Consider the following 16429-nt stretch of genomic DNA (forward strand, 5'->3'; position numbering starts at 1 on the left):
ACGACACCGCATCGGAATCGGTGCTCTTCTATCTATTTGCTTGTTGCGTAAACCACAGTCCACCCGCAACACGCCGCGTTGATGAAAGCCGCAGCATGACGTCAACTGACGAGCGTCCGTCAAAATTTCGCCGCCGGCTGTTCTGGCTCGCCGCTTTGGTCGTTGTGCTGTTCGGCGTCTACAGCGCGGTCTGGTTCTATGTCGCCGGGCGCGTCAGCAGCGAGGCCGACAAGGCGGTGGCGCAGCTCAAGGACAAAGGCATCGAGGCCGGCTGCGCCAACCTCACCGTCAGCGGCTATCCCCTGAGTTTTGCCATCTCCTGTGACAATCTGGCTTACGAGGACGACGCCAAGAACGTCGCTGCCTCGACCGGCAGCTTCAACTTCATGGCCGAGATCACGCGGCCGTTGTCGCCTGTCGCCGAGTTGCGCGGACCGCTGCGCACATCGGTGCCGGGAATGACGCCGCTCTGGATCGACTGGGACAATCTGCAGGCCAATGCAAAGCTCTCCTGGCCCTTGCCTCGCAGCATTTCGCTGCAGGCCGAGGCCCTGTCCGGCCAGACCGATCCGGCCGATGACACCGACCCGGTTTCGCTGTTCAGCGCCGGCACCGCAGCGGGAGAACTGCGGCCCGACGGCCTGGACGTCGGCTATGTCGGAAGCTTCACCGATCTTGAGATCGATGCCGACGCGATCGGCGGGCGGGTGCTGCCGCCGCTCGACGGCAGCGGCGACGCGACGCTGAAGAACGGCGTGGCGCTGATGAAGGCGCAGGCCAAGAGCCTGCGCGGCCAGGCGGCCGACATCCACAACCTCGACCTGTCCTCGGGAACGGCGCGCATCACCGTTTCCGGCCCGGTATCGGTCGACGAAAATGGTCTGGTCAATGCCGACCTGACGATCAAGCTCAAGGATCCCAAAGCCGTGGCGGCGATCCTCGCCACCGCTATTCCCGAGCAGAAGAACCAGATCGAGCAAGGCTTTGCCGGCCTGGCTTTGCTCGGTAACGAACCGTCGATGCCGCTTAAGGTGGTGAAGGGCAAGGCCTCGCTCGGCTTCATTCCGCTGGGCAAGATCAAGCCACTCGACTAGAGCATGATCCCAAAGCGGGAACCGCTTTTGGGGAGAGATCATGCTCAAGCAAGCCAACGCATGAACCGGCCGGTGAAACTGCTGAGCGTTGGCGCGCTGACGCTGGACACGATCCTGCGCGTCGAAACCTTGCCCACGCATCAGGGCAAGTTCATCGCCTCGGACGGTGTCCAGATCGCTGCGGGCATGGCGACAAGTGCTGCCTGCGCCGCACACCGTCTCGGCGCCGAGGTGTTCCTGTGGGCAAGTGCGGGTGACGATGGCGTCGGCGACCAACTGCTGGCCGGCATCGCGGCCGAGGGCGTTGACTGCAGCTTTGTCCGCCGCGTCAAAGGCGCGCGTTCGGCGCTGGCCTCGATCCTGGTCGACGCCCATGGCGAACGCATCATCGTGCCTTTCTACGACCCGAAGGCGCAGGCCGACCCCGAGGCGCTGCCCGTCGCCGATCTCACCGCCTTCGACGCCGTTCTGGTCGATGTCCGCTGGCCCGGTGCCGCCGCACTTGCTTTGACCGCCGCGCGCGACGCCGGCCGCCCGGCGATCCTCGACGCCGACACGGCGCCGCTCGAAGTGCTGGAGCGTCTGTTGCCGCTGGCGTCACACATCGTCGCTTCGGAGATGGCGGCGCGCATCGTCTGCGGCCACGCCCTGGATCCGGAAACCGCCTGTGCCGACCTCGCCAGCCGCACCGACGCCTTCGTCGCGGTCACCGGTGGCGCCGCGGGGAGCTGGTGGCATGATCGGTCTGCCGGCGGCGTTCGCCACATTGCAGCGCCAAAGATCAAGGCGGTCGACACGCTTGCCGCCGGCGACGTGTTTCACGGCGCCTTCGCCGTCGGGCTCGCGGAAGCCATGCCCATCGAGCAGGCCTTGCGCTTTGCCAGTGCCGCCGCCGCGCTCAAATGTCAGCGTTTTGGTGGCCGGCTGGGGGCGCCGGATCGGGCCGAGACAATGGCCATGGTCGAGGCGACCTGGCCGGCATCCCAACAAGGCTAAGCCTGAATATCAGCTCCCTTTGGGATGCTCGACTGCCTGGCGGCCAAAATCCGGCACGTCGATGTCCTGCCCGGCCTCGATGATCGAGCGGCGCACGGCGCGGGTGCGGGTGAACAGGTCGAACAGCTTTTCGCCGTCGCCCCAGCGGATCGCCCGCTGCAGCGAGGCTAGGTCTTCCGAAAAGCGCGCCAGCATTTCGAGGATGGCGTCCTTGTTGTGCAGGCACACGTCGCGCCACATGGTCGGGTCGGAAGCGGCGAGACGGGTGAAGTCGCGGAAACCCGAGGCCGAATATTTGATCACTTCCGACTTGGTCACCGACTGTAGATCGTCAGCGGTGCCGACGATGTTGTAGGCGATGATGTGCGGCAGATGCGAAACGATGGCCAGCGTCATGTCGTGATGCTGCGGGTCCATCGTGTCGATGTTCGAGCCGCAGCGCCGCCAAAACTCCGACAGCTTCTCCAGCGCGGCCGGATCGGTGTCGGGAAGCGGCGTAAAGATGCACCAGCGGTTTTCGAACAGCTCGGCGAAGCCGGCATCAGGGCCCGACTTCTCGGTGCCCGCCAGTGGATGTCCCGGGATGAAATGCACGCCGTCCGGCACATAAGGCTGCATTTGCGCGATCACCGAAGCCTTGGTCGAACCGACATCGGTGAGGATGGCGCCCTTTTTCAACGCCGGCGCGATCTCTTGCGCCACCTCGCCCGATGAACCGACCGGCACCGAAACGATGATCAGGTCGGCGTCACGTACGGCTTCCTTGGCGTCGGTGTTGTAGCTCTCGCCAAGACCGAGCTCCTTCGCCCGCGCCAGCGTGGTCGGGCTGCGCGTCGCGATGGCGACATGGCGGGCGAGACCCTCGCGGCGGATGACACGGGCCAGCGACGAGCCGATCAGACCGATGCCGACCAGCGCGATTTTCTCGAACATTGGTGACGTCATGTGTTTTCAGCTTTTCAGGAATGTCGTGAGGGCGTCGATAACGCCGCGATTGGCTTCTTCGGTACCGACGCTCATGCGCAGCGCGTTGGGAAAGCCATAGCCGGTAACGCGTCGCAATATATAGCCGCGCTGGGTGAGGTAATCGTCCGCCGCCTCTGCCGAATGCTTCTTGTCCTCGGGGAAATGGATGAGGACGAAATTGCCGACGCTGGGCGTCACCCTGAGCCCAAGCTTCGTCAGCTGTTCATTCAGCCAAATGAGCCAGGTCTCGTTGTGCAACGAACTGCGCTCGACATGGGCGCGGTCACGAATGGCGGCAATGCCGGCCTCGATTGCCGTCGCGTTGACGTTGAAAGGACCGCGGATGCGGTTGATCGCATCGACGATGTGCAGCGGGCCATACATCCAGCCGATGCGCGCGCCGCCTAGGCCGAGCTTGGAAAATGTGCGGGTCATGACGACGTTCTGGGCACTGCCCGCCAGCTCGATGCCGGCCTCGTAGTCGTTGCGCCGGACATACTCGGCATAGGCCGCGTCGAGCACCAGAAGCACATTGCCCGGCAGGGCGGCATGCAGGCGGCGAACCTCCTGGAACGGCAAGTAGGTGCCGGTCGGATTGTTGGGATTGGCGAGGAACACGATTTTGGTCCGCGGCGTAACCGCGGCCAGAATCGCGTCGACATCGGCGCGCTCGTCGGTTTCCTTGACCGTCACCGGTTTCCCGCCGGCCGACTGGATGTAGATCTTGTAGATCATGAAGGCGTGTTCGGTGATGATGGCCTCATCGCCTGGCGCCAGATAGGTCTGCGCCAGCAGGCCCAATATCTCGTCGGAGCCGTTGGAGCAGATGATGTTTGCCGCATTGAGGCCATGCACCTCGCCGATCGCCTCGCGCAGCCGGCGGGCGGTGCCGTCGGGGTAGACGTCCAGCTTGCTAGCCACTTCACGCGCGGCCTCGATTGCTTTCGGCGACGGGCCGAGCGGGTTCTCGTTCGACGACAGTTTATGGACCTTGGCGACGCCGGCCGGCGCGGTGCTCTTGCCAGGCACATAGGCTTCTATTTCCATGATGCCCGCGCGGGGCGTTGGCCGTGCCTTGTCCGCTGTCTTGTCCATGTCGCAAATCCGTCGAGAATGCCTCCGTCCGGAGGCCGCAGCGGAAATACAAGCCGTGGCTCCGAATGTCGAGAGGCGGCGGCAATAGCTTGCCGTTGACGCCGGGCCGCGTGAGTTCTAGAAGAACGCAACAGTTCCGTGGTGATTTGGCCGGTCGGCTTGCAGCCACGTTAAACAACTCGCTAAAGGGCCGTTTGCGTGACGTAACCGGCTTTGCGATCGCATTGCCGGTTTTTTATTGCCTGACGGCGGGCAAGGAGAGTCACATGACCGCGCTCCGCGCTGCAAAAACCAACAACGAGGCCGACAGCCCGTCCAGCCCTGTGTTGCGTTTCGGCCCCGACAAGCCGCTCAAGCTCGACGCCGGCACGCTTTTGTCGCCGTTCCAGATCGCCTACCAGACCTACGGCACGCTCAACGACGCGCGCACCAACGCCATCCTGGTCTGCCACGCGCTGACCGGTGACCAGCATGTCGCCAACACCAATCCGGTGACCGGCAAGCCCGGCTGGTGGGAAGTGCTGATCGGCCCCGGCAAGATCATCGACACCAACCGTTTCTTCGTCATCTGCTCCAACGTCATCGGCGGCTGTCTCGGCTCCACCGGCCCGGCTTCGACCAATCCCGCCACCGGCAAGCCTTACGGGCTCGACCTGCCAATCATCACCATCCGCGACATGGTGCGGGCGCAGCTGATGCTGGTCGACCATTTCGGCATCGAGAAGCTGTTTTGCGTGCTTGGCGGCTCGATGGGTGGCATGCAGGTGCTCGAATGGGCATCGTGCTATTCCGAGCGCGTCTTCTCGGCTTTGCCGATCGCCACCGGCGCGCGCCATTCCTCGCAGAACATCGCCTTCCATGAGGTCGGCCGTCAGGCTGTCATGGCCGACCCGGACTGGCATGGCGGCAAATATTTCGAGCACGGCAAGCGCCCTGAAAAAGGGCTGGCGGTGGCGCGCATGGCCGCCCACATCACCTATCTGTCGGAAGCCGCTCTGCACAGAAAATTCGGCCGCAATCTGCAGGACCGCGACGCGCTGACCTTCGGTTTCGACGCCGACTTCCAGATCGAAAGCTATCTACGCCACCAGGGCATGACCTTCGTCGACCGCTTCGATGCCAACTCCTATCTCTACATGACCCGTTCGATGGATTATTTCGACCTCGCCGCCGACCATGGCGGCCGGCTGGCCGACGCCTTTGCCGGCACGAAGACGCGCTTTTGCCTGGTATCGTTCACCTCGGACTGGCTGTTCCCGACCGAGGAGAGCCGCTCGATCGTGCATGCGCTCAACGCCGCCGGCGCGTCCGTCTCCTTCGTCGAGATCGACACCGATCGCGGCCATGACGCCTTCCTGCTCGACGAGCCGGAACTGTTTGCCGCCATCAACGGCTTTATCGGCTCGGCCGCGCGGGCGAGAGGGCTCGCCTCATGAGCGTCAACCGCGCCCAGCGCGTCGACCTCGAAGTCGTCGCCGGCCTCATCCCGCCGCTCTCGCGGGTGCTCGATGTCGGCTCGGGCGACGGCCTGTTGCTCGAACTGTTGCAGGAAACCAAACAGGTCGACGGGCGCGGGCTGGAACTGTCGCAGCGCGGCGTCAACGAATGCGTGGCGCGCGGCCTCTCGGTCATCCAGGGCGATGCCGACACCGACCTCGAATTCTATCCAGACAAGGGTTTTGACTTCGTCGTCCTGTCGCAGACGCTGCAGGCGACTCGCAACCCGAAGCTGGTGCTCGACGAACTCTTGAGAATCGGCAACCGCGCCATCGTCTCCTTCCCCAATTTCGGCCATTGGCGGGTGCGGCTGTCGTTGTTCTTCAAGGGACGGATGCCGGTGACCGAGGACCTGCCCTATTCCTGGTACGACACGCCCAACATCCACTTCTGCACCATCCGCGACTTCGTCAATCTGGTCGAAGAGCTCGGCGCTTCGGTCGAAAAAGCCACCGCGCTCGACGGCAACGGCCAGAAGATTGGCCTGTCGATGCCATGGTGGTTCTGGAATTTCTTCGGCCAGCAGGCGGTGTTCTTGCTGAAGCGGTAGAGTTTGCCCCTATTCCAGCACGTCCGTGGCCTTGTGCGGGTGCCTGACACCGTCGGCGATGACCACATCGGCATGGGAGTTGTCGGTACGCAAGGCCAGGATCTCCCGATAGGCAGGCGAATCATACCAGCCGCGCGCATGCGCCCTGTCCGGAAACTCGATGACGATCAGATGCCCCGGCCATTCGTTCTCGACCACGTCCAGGTCGCCGCCATGGACAAGAAAGCGGCCGCCGAACGGCTCCAATGTGGCGTCGATCCTCTGCAGATACTCGACAATCTGCGGGCCTATTGTGACTTGACGCATATGGGCGACGGCGTAGGCGGTCATGGCTGAACTCCCTGTTCGATCGAAGCGCAACAACCGGCTTCGTGGGCACAATCTGCAGGGATGATGGCCATCGGTCGATTACGCCTGAGGTAATAGGAACGCGGCCGATGCGGTACGCCTATCCTCCCTCCAATGCATGTCTCCCGATCCGCGAGGGTGTTGCCATTGGGGCGCGAGGCTCGAAATTCGTTATTCAGGCAGGTCGCCGCTCGCATCGCGTGATGACATGTGAGCATGTTCTTTGTAGCGTTGCCTCGCAGGTGATACTGAGCGGGGCATGGAACGGAAAAATCCGACCTATTCGGTTGTTGTCGAAATGGAGAATGCCAAGTCCATCGACCAAGATGAGATTGGCGTTGCACTCACCGCTTTGGCGCGCGAGATCGAAAGGGCAACGGCGGACGAACAGTACGCCAAACCGGAGCTTATTATCGTCCACAGCGGGCAGAATACCGATACGCCGCTGCTCCAGCAGCGTATCTGCGAACTTGTCCCGCAACTTGGCACGGTTGCAAACCTGGTCTTCGGCGCCTGCACCGGAGGCCGATACTATGAGGTCAAAAACAAGGGCGCCCAGTTTGCAACGGGCGACGTCGTCATTTTCACCGATTCGGATACGGTTGTTGAGAAAGGCTGGCTGTCGGCGCTGCTGAAACCGCTGGGGGACCCGACGAAGACTGCCGTGAGTGGCTACACCTATCTCGACTGCGACGATTTCGCCTCGCGGACCTTTGCCCTTCTGTGGTTCTTCCCCCTGCGCGAGGGTGACCAGCGTTTCGCTTCAAAGCGGGCGATGAACGCCAACAATTGCGCTTTTCGTAGAATCTGGTTAGCCAACCACCCCTACCCTGCCAGCAACGGTTTCAAGGTTTCTTGCACATTGCTGACGAGCCAGTTACGAGAAAGCGGATATGACTTTGTCAGGGTCGATGCTCGGGCCAGCCATTATCCCCCGCGCGGCTGGCGCTTTTTCTTCTGGCGCGCCCTGGTTACCGGGCGCGACGCGGACCGCAAATATGTGGCGCTGGAATCATCTTCGCAAGGCAGGCGCATGCTGAAGGCGACAAGGCACTGGTTTTCAACATCCTGGCGATTGAGCCGGCGCGTCGTTGCGCATTCGGCACAACTCGGGATGCCTATCTGGCAGATTCCGTTTGCCCTGATCGTCGGGTTGGCCTTTTGCACTCTGGTTTTTGTTTCCCAGATGGCCATGGCGCTTGGTCTGGTCCGGGATGAACCGGAACATGTGCCTCTTTATGTGGGTCATAGCTGAAATGGCCAAGACCTTGGATATCGAGCCTCTTATCTCGGTGATCACGCCCACACACAACCGGCGCAGCAAGGTCGTGCGCGCCGTCGAAAGCGTTCTGGCGCAGAATTTTACCCGATTCGAACACATTGTCGTCGATGACGGCTCGACCGACGGCACGGCCGCGGCACTTGCCGAAATCCGTGACCCGCGGCTGATCTATGTCGGTTCGAAATGGCGCGGCGCCAATGCCGCCCGCAATGCCGGTATCGAGCGGGCGCGGGCGCCGGTGGTGGCGTTTCTCGATTCAGACGATGTTTATTTGCCCGACCGGCTGGAGCGGACGCTGCAGCGGTTCGACAACAATACCTCGCTCGAGGTGCTGATCAGCTCGTTTGTGTCGCTGAAGGGCAATCGCCGCACCAACTGCGTCAATCGCGAGGCGTTTCTGAGCCGCGACACACTGGAGCGGGCCCTCGTCGCGCAAACGATCTTCATTGCAGGCTCGGCAATCACTGCCCGGCGCGAGTCGCTGCTGGCCATCGGCGGTTACGACAGCGACGTCACGCGCATGCAGGATCGCGAATTGCTGCTGCGCTTTGCCCGTCGCAGCGGCGCGCAACTGTCCGAAGTGATCGACTGGAAAAAGTACAATTCGGAGAATTCGATCTCCGGGCAGCGCGACGGCTATGTCGAAGCCTATGCCAGTTTGATTGACAAGCACCCTTACATCGCCGACCGCTATCCCGACATTCCGCCCTACATGATCGCCCGGCAGATCATCGCCGACGCGCTCAAGGGCAGGGTTTCGCAGGCCTTCTCCGGCTATATCGCCAACCGGTCGTCGAAGGCGCTCGGCTATTCGGTGCCGCAACTGTTGCGTGGCTATGTCGGAGGCCGGCGCTGGCGCCGCGATCTCTACGCCGAATTTCGCGACAAATACGGTGCCCGGCCGGCCTGAAACTTCCCGGGAAGCCGCACGGCTGCTTTCCCTCCGGAAATGCCTCAAAACCTCATTTGTCGAGTTCCGGTAGATACGGGTCGGAGTAAAGCCGCCGGTCACGTTCGCCCTGCAGGCAGTCCATGGGCGCTGCGGCATCGATCGGGACCACGGTCGTATCGGCAATGCCGCTCACCTCCAGGATCAGCTTGCGGCGTATGGCGGTGGCGAATTCGGAGGCCGCGTAGATCGGCAGCACGAAGGAGCCAGGCCCGCCGGTGACGCAGTCGTCATAATACTGGTCGAGATGGCTGAAGGTCGGCGACGGACTGATCAGGATCGGCAAGCCGTTGATGACGATACCTTTGGCCACCGCGGCATCGCGTGTCGTGGTAACCGGCGACCCGGTATTGTTGGGACCATCGCCGGAAATATCGATGACGCTGCGTGGCGCGTCGAACCCGGTGCCGTCGAAAAGCCCGGCGCCAAAGGCAAGCGCGCCGGAAATCGAGGTGCCGCGAAAGCTGCGGAACGGCCGCGCGGCTATTCTGTCGGCGAAGGCGTTGGCGCTCTCTTGGCTGTCGATGACCTGCCAGGCGATGACGCCATCCTCGCGCACGACGCCTGCCCATTCGAAATAGGCAAGCGCGATGCGGCCGGTCGTGCCCGAGCGCACCGCCTTGATGAAATCGGGATGCCTGAGCGCCTCTACATAGCCGGCGCGCTGCAGGGCGAACTCCCTCTCGTCCATCGACTGCGAGATGTCGACGGCCAGCACCAGTTCGACATCCACCGCAACGCTGTTGGCCGGGGCAGCCACGGGCGTGGCGCAGGCAAGGCAGACAAGCAGGCTGAGCGCATCGAGCATGGCCGCACCACGGATGTTTCGATCCGCGAATCTTGGCCGCGATCGCGGCGAAATAAAGCCCCTTCTACTTCTTTCGCCGGGTAGTTGCTTTCGGTGGTGGATCGATGGCGCCGGCCCTGACGCGGGCAGGTTTCAGCGCCACCGCTTCCGTATCCTTCACGATGCTCAACGCGCGGGGAAAGAAACCATTGTGCAGTCCGCGGCCGATGTTGAGGATCGCGGTCTCGGGCAGGCGTTTCTCCAGCATCGACAGCACGCGCCGCAATGACGGGCCGTCGAAGGCATCCATCGCCTCGTCGATGATCACCCATTTCGGCTGCCGCAAGGCAAGCCTGGCGAAGGCCAGCGAGCGCTGTTCGTCATCGCTGAGTTCACGTTCCCAGCGCGCGGAACGGTCGAGCGAGGATGACAGCCGCTGAAGGCCGACCTCGGCAAGCACCGCCGAAAAATCGGCGTCATCAGCCGGCGCGGATCCGTTCGGGTGCAGCACCTCGCGCAAGGTTCCGGCCGGGAAATACGGGACGCGCGGCACAAAGATCGGGACTTCTCCCGCCGGCAGGCCGATCCGCCCGCTGCCCCATGGCCAGAGGCCTGCAATGGCGCGGAAGAACAGTGTCTTGCCGGCGCCCGGCTCGCCGGTGATCATGACGCGCTCGCCGGGATGGATTTCGACATGGCTGTCGGAAAGTTTGGTGCAGCCTTCCGGCGAGGCCACTTCGAGCCTCTCGAAGGTCATGCTGCTATTGGCGTTGTCGCCGAACTCGATGCGCTTTTCCTTGTCATGCAGCACATCGGTTTCGTCGAGCGCGATACGGAAGTCGGCGACGCGCATCAGCGTCGCGCGCCAGTCGGCGATGCCGCCGATGTTGTTGATGAACCAGCGCAGCGACGAGTGCACCTGGTTGAAAGCGCCGACCGCCATCATCAGGCCGCCAAAGCTGATGTCGCCTGAGAAATAGACTGGTGAAGCAACCAGGATCGGCGCCACCACGGTGATCCAGCCATAGGTGTCGGTCACCCAGGACAGGTTGATCTGCGCGGTATAAATGCGCCGCATCGCGCCCAGCACCGTGCCGAGATCGACTTCGAGCCGTGTCTTGGCATCGGCTTCGCCATGGTAGAGCGCAATGGCATCGACATTTTCGTTGACGCGCACCATCGAGGAACGCAGCTCGGCTTCACGCGTGTAGCGGTCGCTGTTGAGACGGATCAGCGGGCGCCCAACCAGCCAGCTCAGCCAGGAGGCGATGCCGGCATAGAGAAACGCGGCCCAGACCATGTAGCCCGGTATGGCCAGCGACCAGCCGTTGATGTGGAAGACGAAGCCTGACGACAATTGCCACAGCACGCCGACGAAGGACACGAGCAGGATGAAGGATTGCAGCAGTCCGACGCCGAGATCCGTCGACAGATCGGACAGATGTGCGGCATCCTGCTGCATGCGCTGGTCGGGATTGACGCCAATGGCGCCGGCATTGGCAAGCCTGAAGGCCCGCGCCGGCCGCATCCACTGGTCGATCAGGTCGAGCGTCAGCGCTTCGCGCAGTTTCAGCCGGATCATCTGGTTGAGCCAGGTCTGAGCGATGTTGAGCACCAGCAGCGTGCCGGCGATCATTGCGAAGATCATGAGCTGATGCAGGAAGGCCGCCATGTCGCGACGCGCCAGCGCATCGTAGAAGGGCTGGTTCCAGCGGTTGAGCAGAACCTGGCCGATCGACGTCGCGACGATGACCGCCATGATGCCGACCGACGTCCAGACCAGCCATTTGCGCACTGGCGAACCGCCCAGCGCGCGTTTTATGGTCGCCACCTGTTCGCGCAGACTGCTGGCTTCGACTGTAACCGGCTGGGCGGCGGCGTTCGTGTCCGGGTGATCAGCCATGGCCTGGGTCCTTGCGTTCAACAGCGGTGCTGAAACCGGATGGAGGGATTTGAAGGCATCCGCCGCTCAAACGGCCTGCGAACGCACCTGCGACAGATAGGTGGGAAAACCCCACGCAACACCTCATGATCACGAAGGTGTCACCTGACGCGTGGTCGATGTCACCCCTTCGGCCCGGCGGCCAAGCCGCGTCGCGCCGTGCGGCGACAGCACAGGCACGAAGACCCGGCGCGAGGCGCGCTGCGCAGCCGGCACGCCCTGATAGAGCCGCTTCTGCGCCTCGACCACGATGACGCCGGAAAAGATCGGCCAAAACCGCCGGCCGGCGCGTTCCAGCACATTGTGGAACCGCATCATGAAGCGCCGCGGCGATGGCGGGAAGAACAGCGCGTCGGACCAGGAGGCCGGCGTGAAATTCGCCTCGCGCAGCAATTCGGTGAGCTGGCCGCGCGAGAACGGCCGGCCATTGCCGAACGGCGTGTGCTCGAACCGGGCCCAGACACCGCGCCGGTTGGGCACGACGATGACGACGCGGCCCGCCGGCGACAGCACCCGCCAGATCTCGTTCAGCGTTTCGCGCGGGTTTTCGACATGTTCGAGCGAATGCACCAGCAGCATGCGGTCGATGCAGGAATCGACAAGCGGCAATTCCTCGTCGAAGACCAGTGCCGTCGACGTCGGCCCGCTCGCCGGCCAGACCACGGCGCCCTGCGTTGCCGGCATGAAGGCAAAGACCCGCTCGGCATCGGTGCCGAACCGCTCCAGCCACGGCAAGGTATAGCCAAGCCCGACCAGCCGCTCATTGGGCACGGCAGCCCATATCGAGGACAGCGCCATGGTGATCGAGCGTTCGGCCAGGCGGCCGAGCGTGGTCGAATAGAAGGAACGAAGATCGACAATATCGGAATGCATGCGCGGGACGGTAGCTGCGATGCCGCGCAAGTTCAACAAAGGCGCCCAGTTCAACAAAAGGTAGTTCAACAAAGCTGGATGACATCGAGGGCCAAGCGCCCTATGTCTGCGGCGACAGATGGAGAGAGAAAATGCCGGTCGAAATCGAACAATTCATGTGCCGCAGCGACAATTTCGGCGTGCTGGTGCATGACCCCAAAAGCGGCGAGACCGCGATCATCGACGCACCCGAAGAAGCGCCGATCCTGGCCGCGATCGAGCGTACCGGCTGGAAGCCGACGATGATCCTGACCACCCATCACCATGTCGACCATGTCGAGGCCAATCTGGCGCTGAAGGAGCGCTTCAAGCTGCGCATCGTCGGGCCGGAAGCGGAAAAGGAAAAGATCCCCGGCATCGACGAGACCGTCGGCCAAGGCTCGGTCGTCCATCTCGGCGGCGAGCGGATCGACGTCATCGCCACGCCTGGTCACACGGCGGGCCATGTATCCTATCACCTGCCGGCCTCGAAAGTGGCGTTCACCGCCGACACGCTGTTCGCGCTCGGCTGCGGCCGGCTGTTCGAATGCAAGCCGCCGGTCATGTATGAATCGCTGAAGAAGCTCGCCGCGCTGCCGGCAGACACGGTCATCTATTGCGGCCATGAATACACGCTTTCGAATGCCCGCTTTGCGCTGACTGTGGATCCGACCAATTCGGCGCTCAGGGAACGCGCCGCCAAGATCGAGGCTTTGCGCGCCGACAACAAGGCGACGCTGCCGACCACGATTGGCGAGGAACTGTCGACCAATCCGTTCCTGCGCTGGCACGACCCGGCGATCCGCAAGCATCTCGGCATGGAGAAGGCCAGCGATGCCGACGTGTTCGCCGAAATCCGCAAGCGCAAGGACAATTTCTGAGCATCGTTCTGGGAACAGCCATGACCAGCGCCGCTGAAATCATCGCCACGCTTGGCCTCAAGGCGCATCCGGAAGGGGGCTGGTATGCCGAGACCTTTCGCGACGGCGACGGCGGTGCGCGTGGCCATTCGACCGCGATTTATTTTCTGTTGGAGCAGGACCAGATTTCGGCCTGGCACCGGGTCAGGGACGCGGCCGAGGTCTGGCATTTCCATGCCGGGGCGCCGCTGGCGCTGTCGATGTGCGAGGAAGGCAGTCCAAAGTTCAACCAGGTGATCGAGCAGGTGCTCGGCATTGAACTTGCGGCGGGCGAGCGGCCGCAGATCGTGGTGCCGGCCGGCTGGTGGCAATCGGCGCGCAGCCTAGGCGAATGGACATTGGTCGGCTGCACCGTGGCGCCGGGCTTCGACTTCGCCGCCTTCGAGATGGCCGAACCTGGCTGGCAGCCCTAACCCAGCAAGAAACCGAGCGTAATGGCCAGTTGTGCGGCGTAGTACAGCGCCCAGACCGCGTAGCGGATGCCGGCGCGATAGGGTGCGATGGCCGGCACCAGGAATTTCTCTGCGGCAAGCAGCGCGTCCGACGCCATGAACAGGACGGCGCCGCCGATGACCCACGGATTGTCGAGCGTCAACGCCGAAATGCCCATCGCTAGGATGGCCGCGATATAGACAGCGATCGGCAGGCGCAGGCCGGGGCCGACACGGCGCCAGAGTGCCGCCAGCATGATGACCACGAAGGCCGCCATGGCGAGTGCGATGGCGCCGCGCCATGTTTCAGTACCCAGCACATCCAACCCGCCGCCGCTACGCAGAAAGAGCGGCACATAGAGGATGTGCGCCGCCAGGAAACTGGCCAATCCACCGAGGAAGGCCGTCTCGCCGTCACGCGACAGGAAGGCGTCGCCGACGGCGCTGAGGGCAAGTGCCGCGACGAGCAGCAGCGGCCCACCTTGCATGAAGGCCAGCACCGCAAGCATGGCCACCGCCAGCATCTTTGCCGCCGAGCGGGCAAGTGCGGGCCGCATGTCCAGGGTGAAGGCGTAGATCACCGCTGCGACCAGCGAAAAAATCAATGTCGCATTGGCATTGGCGTCGATGCCGCCGGCAAACGGCATCGTCATGCGCTTGCTCCACCAGTTGCCGGCTTGCGCAGAAACAGCGATTTCGCCGCCAAGGCCGCGCCACCGGTGATCAGCACGCAGGCGGCAAGGATGCGCAGCGATGGCTCGGCGACGCCGGCCGCGATCAGCACCAGCGTCGACAGAAGCGGTGCTGCATAGCTTGCCGCGCCGAGCACCTGGATGTTGCCGCGCTTGACGCCGATATCCCAGGCGTAGAAAGCCGCACCCACCGGCATCAGCCCGAGACCGAGCACGGCCAGCCACTGGCGGGGGCCATCGGGCAGCACCGTCTGTTCCAGCAACAGATGGCAGACGAGGGACAGCGCCGCTGTGGCGGCGCAGAACCAGGTGACGATCGAGGTCGGCACCGCCGGGAAGCGCCGCGACAGCAGCGAATAGGACGACCACAGCAGCGCGCAGACGGCGGCCATCGCATAGCCGAAGGCGTAGCGCGCATCGAAGGCAAGCCCGCCGCCCTTGGTGACGATGAGAACGGTCCCGGCCAGCCCCAGCAGCGCGCCGACGACATGGTTCCAGGCCAGCTTCTCACCCGGCATCAGCGCAGAGCCGAGCACGATCAGCAGCGGCCACAGATAGGCGATCAGGCTCGCCTCCACCGCCGGCGCGTTGCGCAACGCGGTGAAGTAAAAGAAGTGGTAGCCGAACAGGCCGGCAATGCCGATCACCCAGACCTGGCGCGGGATCTTCTGGCTTTTGTCGGTCACCGGCATGAACAGCCGGGCGACCAGCCCGACCGCGGTGCCGATGGTGAAGGTGATGGCCGACAAAAGAAAAGGTGGCACGGCGCCCGACGCGTCGGTGAGCAACGCCAGCAGCGCCCACATGGCAACCGCCGAGAAACCGATCAGTGTTGCGCGCCCCATGCCCGTCTCCGGCGGCGCGCAATGGCGCCCTTCTAGCAATTCCAGGAAAAGTTTCCGGCCCGTCCGGAATTGCGTAAAAACAAATTATTCAACTGCTTCGAAACGCCCCGCGCTGACGGTCAAGGTGCCGATCTGGGTCCCGACCGTGGCGTGGATCGGCGCATATACGCCGGTTTGGCCGAGCGGTGCAAACGTCACCATCATCTGGCTCTTGTTCTTCAGGTAATTCAGCGCCTTGCGGCCTTTTCGGTAGCCCGCCACCGGCTCGAAGCTCATCTTGCAGGTGACGGTATCGCCCTTGTAGCCCTTGACCGAGATCGAGCCTTTCGAGGCGTAGGTCAGTGTCAGGTCGGCGCGCATCTCGCCGTCATAAAACTTCACCTTGCGGCCGCAGACCTTGTCGAGGCTGTCGGCATGGATGACGGTGGCGGCCATCGGATCGAGCACCGATGTCAGATCGTTGCCACCCAGCGGTATCCAGGTCTTGGGATTGCGCTTTTTCGGCTCGGGAATGACCTGGGTGGCGGTAACCGCGCCATTGGCAAAGCGGATGTCGACCACGGAGGCCTTCTTGCCGGACTTGTAATCGGCGCGAAACGCCTGCGGCTGCATCTGCTGGCCCAGGATCTTGCCCTTTGACGAGATGGTACCGCTCGTATCGTCGAACAAAGTGGCGATGCCGGCGCTGGAGACGGTGCCGTCGATGAAATAGCTATCGCCTTGATAATGGCTGGAGAATTTCGCCTTTGCCACCGAAAGGCCGAGGAACGAAACCGTATATTCGCCCTTGAAGGACTGTGCGGTGGCTGCCGGTGCGGCGGCAAGCGCTGAGGTCGGCAAGGCAGCGACGAGCATGGCGACAACGGCATGTGACGAGCGAAGCATGGCGGCGATCGTTCCTTGAATTTTCCAAGCCGCAGATGGGCAACTCCGGCCTGGCATGTCCCTATGCGACCGCTTATAGGCTGAATTCCGGCCTTAATATGAAAAGGCCGCCGCATGTCAGGGGAAGCCGGAGCTGTCAGTAGCTAATCAAGTTGTCCGGTTTTGGTAGCACATGATCTGTCCGCTTCTGTTTTGCGTCGAAGCGGTTCACGCGACTTGCCTGATGGGGCAGGTGTCTTGGATTGCGGCGCCGTCAGGC

The 16429-nt window shown here is 63.1% G+C and carries 17 protein-coding genes and 1 riboswitch; of the genes, 8 read left to right on the forward strand and 9 right to left on the reverse strand.

Annotation, left to right across the window (positions count from 1 at the left end; translation table 11 throughout):
* Positions 1-95: 95 nt before the first annotated feature.
* Positions 96-1094: a DUF2125 domain-containing protein gene (locus H0241_RS32385; protein ID WP_181061831.1), complete on the forward strand. Its 999-nt coding sequence runs from the start codon at positions 96-98 to the stop codon at positions 1092-1094.
* Between the two features lie 60 nt (positions 1095-1154).
* Positions 1155-2090, forward strand: coding sequence for a sugar kinase (locus tag H0241_RS32390; RefSeq protein ID WP_181061832.1), 936 nt, complete (start codon positions 1155-1157; stop codon positions 2088-2090).
* A gap of 9 nt (positions 2091-2099) precedes the next feature.
* Here the strand turns inward: H0241_RS32390 and H0241_RS32395 are convergent, their stop codons facing one another.
* Together H0241_RS32395 and hisC are read right to left on the reverse strand one after the other, a co-directional pair.
* A complete protein-coding gene (locus tag H0241_RS32395; RefSeq protein ID WP_181061833.1) occupies positions 2100-3035 on the reverse strand; it encodes a prephenate/arogenate dehydrogenase family protein in 936 nt (311 codons plus the stop codon).
* A 6-nt stretch (positions 3036-3041) separates the two neighbouring features.
* Positions 3042-4151 (reverse strand): histidinol-phosphate transaminase, encoded by a 1110-nt coding sequence (gene hisC / locus H0241_RS32400; RefSeq protein WP_181061834.1) that lies wholly within the window; start codon positions 4149-4151, stop codon positions 3042-3044.
* Between the two features lie 128 nt (positions 4152-4279).
* A riboswitch (SAM riboswitch) is annotated at positions 4280-4357 on the forward strand.
* Between the two features lie 60 nt (positions 4358-4417).
* Between hisC and metX the strand changes: the two genes are divergently transcribed.
* Complete coding sequence (gene metX, locus H0241_RS32405; protein ID WP_181061835.1) at positions 4418-5587, forward strand: homoserine O-acetyltransferase MetX; 1170 nt, start codon at positions 4418-4420, stop codon at positions 5585-5587.
* Positions 5584-6198 (forward strand): methionine biosynthesis protein MetW, encoded by a 615-nt coding sequence (metW, locus tag H0241_RS32410; RefSeq protein ID WP_112562220.1) that lies wholly within the window; start codon positions 5584-5586, stop codon positions 6196-6198. Before metX ends, metW begins: the two co-directional genes overlap by 4 nt.
* Positions 6199-6207: 9 nt before the next feature.
* Here metW and H0241_RS32415 read toward each other — a convergent pair whose 3' ends face one another.
* Entirely contained in the window at positions 6208-6528 is a 321-nt protein-coding gene (locus H0241_RS32415) for a DUF1330 domain-containing protein (protein ID WP_181061836.1), read from the reverse strand.
* A 277-nt stretch (positions 6529-6805) separates the two neighbouring features.
* Between H0241_RS32415 and H0241_RS32420 the strand changes: the two genes are divergently transcribed.
* Positions 6806-7801, forward strand: a complete 996-nt coding sequence (locus H0241_RS32420) for a glycosyltransferase (protein WP_181061837.1) — start codon at positions 6806-6808, stop codon at positions 7799-7801.
* A 1-nt stretch (position 7802) separates the two neighbouring features.
* The gene (locus H0241_RS32425; protein ID WP_181061838.1) at positions 7803-8738 is read left to right on the forward strand and encodes a glycosyltransferase family 2 protein; all 936 of its coding nucleotides are present in this window, start codon (positions 7803-7805) and stop codon (positions 8736-8738) included.
* Positions 8739-8790: 52 nt separating this feature from the next.
* Here H0241_RS32425 and H0241_RS32430 read toward each other — a convergent pair whose 3' ends face one another.
* From H0241_RS32430 to H0241_RS32440, 3 genes are all read right to left on the reverse strand, one after another.
* Entirely contained in the window at positions 8791-9585 is a 795-nt protein-coding gene (locus H0241_RS32430; protein WP_181061839.1) for a DUF1194 domain-containing protein, read from the reverse strand.
* 64 nt (positions 9586-9649) lie between these two features.
* Positions 9650-11467, reverse strand: coding sequence for an ABC transporter ATP-binding protein/permease (locus tag H0241_RS32435; RefSeq protein WP_181061840.1), 1818 nt, complete (start codon positions 11465-11467; stop codon positions 9650-9652).
* Between the two features lie 129 nt (positions 11468-11596).
* Positions 11597-12379, reverse strand: a complete 783-nt coding sequence (locus H0241_RS32440; protein WP_181061848.1) for a class I SAM-dependent methyltransferase — start codon at positions 12377-12379, stop codon at positions 11597-11599.
* A 131-nt stretch (positions 12380-12510) separates the two neighbouring features.
* On the opposite strand from H0241_RS32440, the gene gloB reads away from it, so the two are divergent.
* Together gloB and H0241_RS32450 are read left to right on the forward strand one after the other, a co-directional pair.
* A complete protein-coding gene (gene gloB / locus H0241_RS32445) occupies positions 12511-13278 on the forward strand; it encodes a hydroxyacylglutathione hydrolase (protein ID WP_181061841.1) in 768 nt (255 codons plus the stop codon).
* Between the two features lie 20 nt (positions 13279-13298).
* The gene (locus H0241_RS32450; protein WP_181061842.1) at positions 13299-13730 is read left to right on the forward strand and encodes a cupin domain-containing protein; all 432 of its coding nucleotides are present in this window, start codon (positions 13299-13301) and stop codon (positions 13728-13730) included.
* Here the strand turns inward: H0241_RS32450 and H0241_RS32455 are convergent.
* The 3 genes from H0241_RS32455 to H0241_RS32465 all read right to left on the reverse strand — a co-directional run bounded on the left by H0241_RS32455 (position 13727) and on the right by H0241_RS32465 (position 16170).
* Positions 13727-14401 carry a lysoplasmalogenase family protein gene (locus H0241_RS32455; protein ID WP_181061843.1) on the reverse strand — a complete coding sequence of 225 codons (675 nt, stop codon included), beginning with the start codon at positions 14399-14401 and terminating at the stop codon, positions 13727-13729. The two genes, H0241_RS32450 and H0241_RS32455, sit on opposite strands and share 4 nt — an antisense overlap.
* Positions 14398-15285: an aromatic amino acid exporter YddG gene (gene yddG, locus H0241_RS32460; protein ID WP_181061844.1), complete on the reverse strand. Its 888-nt coding sequence runs from the start codon at positions 15283-15285 to the stop codon at positions 14398-14400. Before yddG ends, H0241_RS32455 begins: the two co-directional genes overlap by 4 nt.
* A gap of 84 nt (positions 15286-15369) precedes the next feature.
* Complete coding sequence (locus H0241_RS32465) at positions 15370-16170, reverse strand: DUF3108 domain-containing protein (protein ID WP_181061845.1); 801 nt, start codon at positions 16168-16170, stop codon at positions 15370-15372.
* Positions 16171-16429: the final 259 nt, after the last annotated feature.

This window comes from Mesorhizobium neociceri, from assembly GCF_013520985.1.
GTDB classification, from domain to species: Bacteria; Pseudomonadota; Alphaproteobacteria; order Rhizobiales; family Rhizobiaceae; genus Mesorhizobium; species Mesorhizobium neociceri.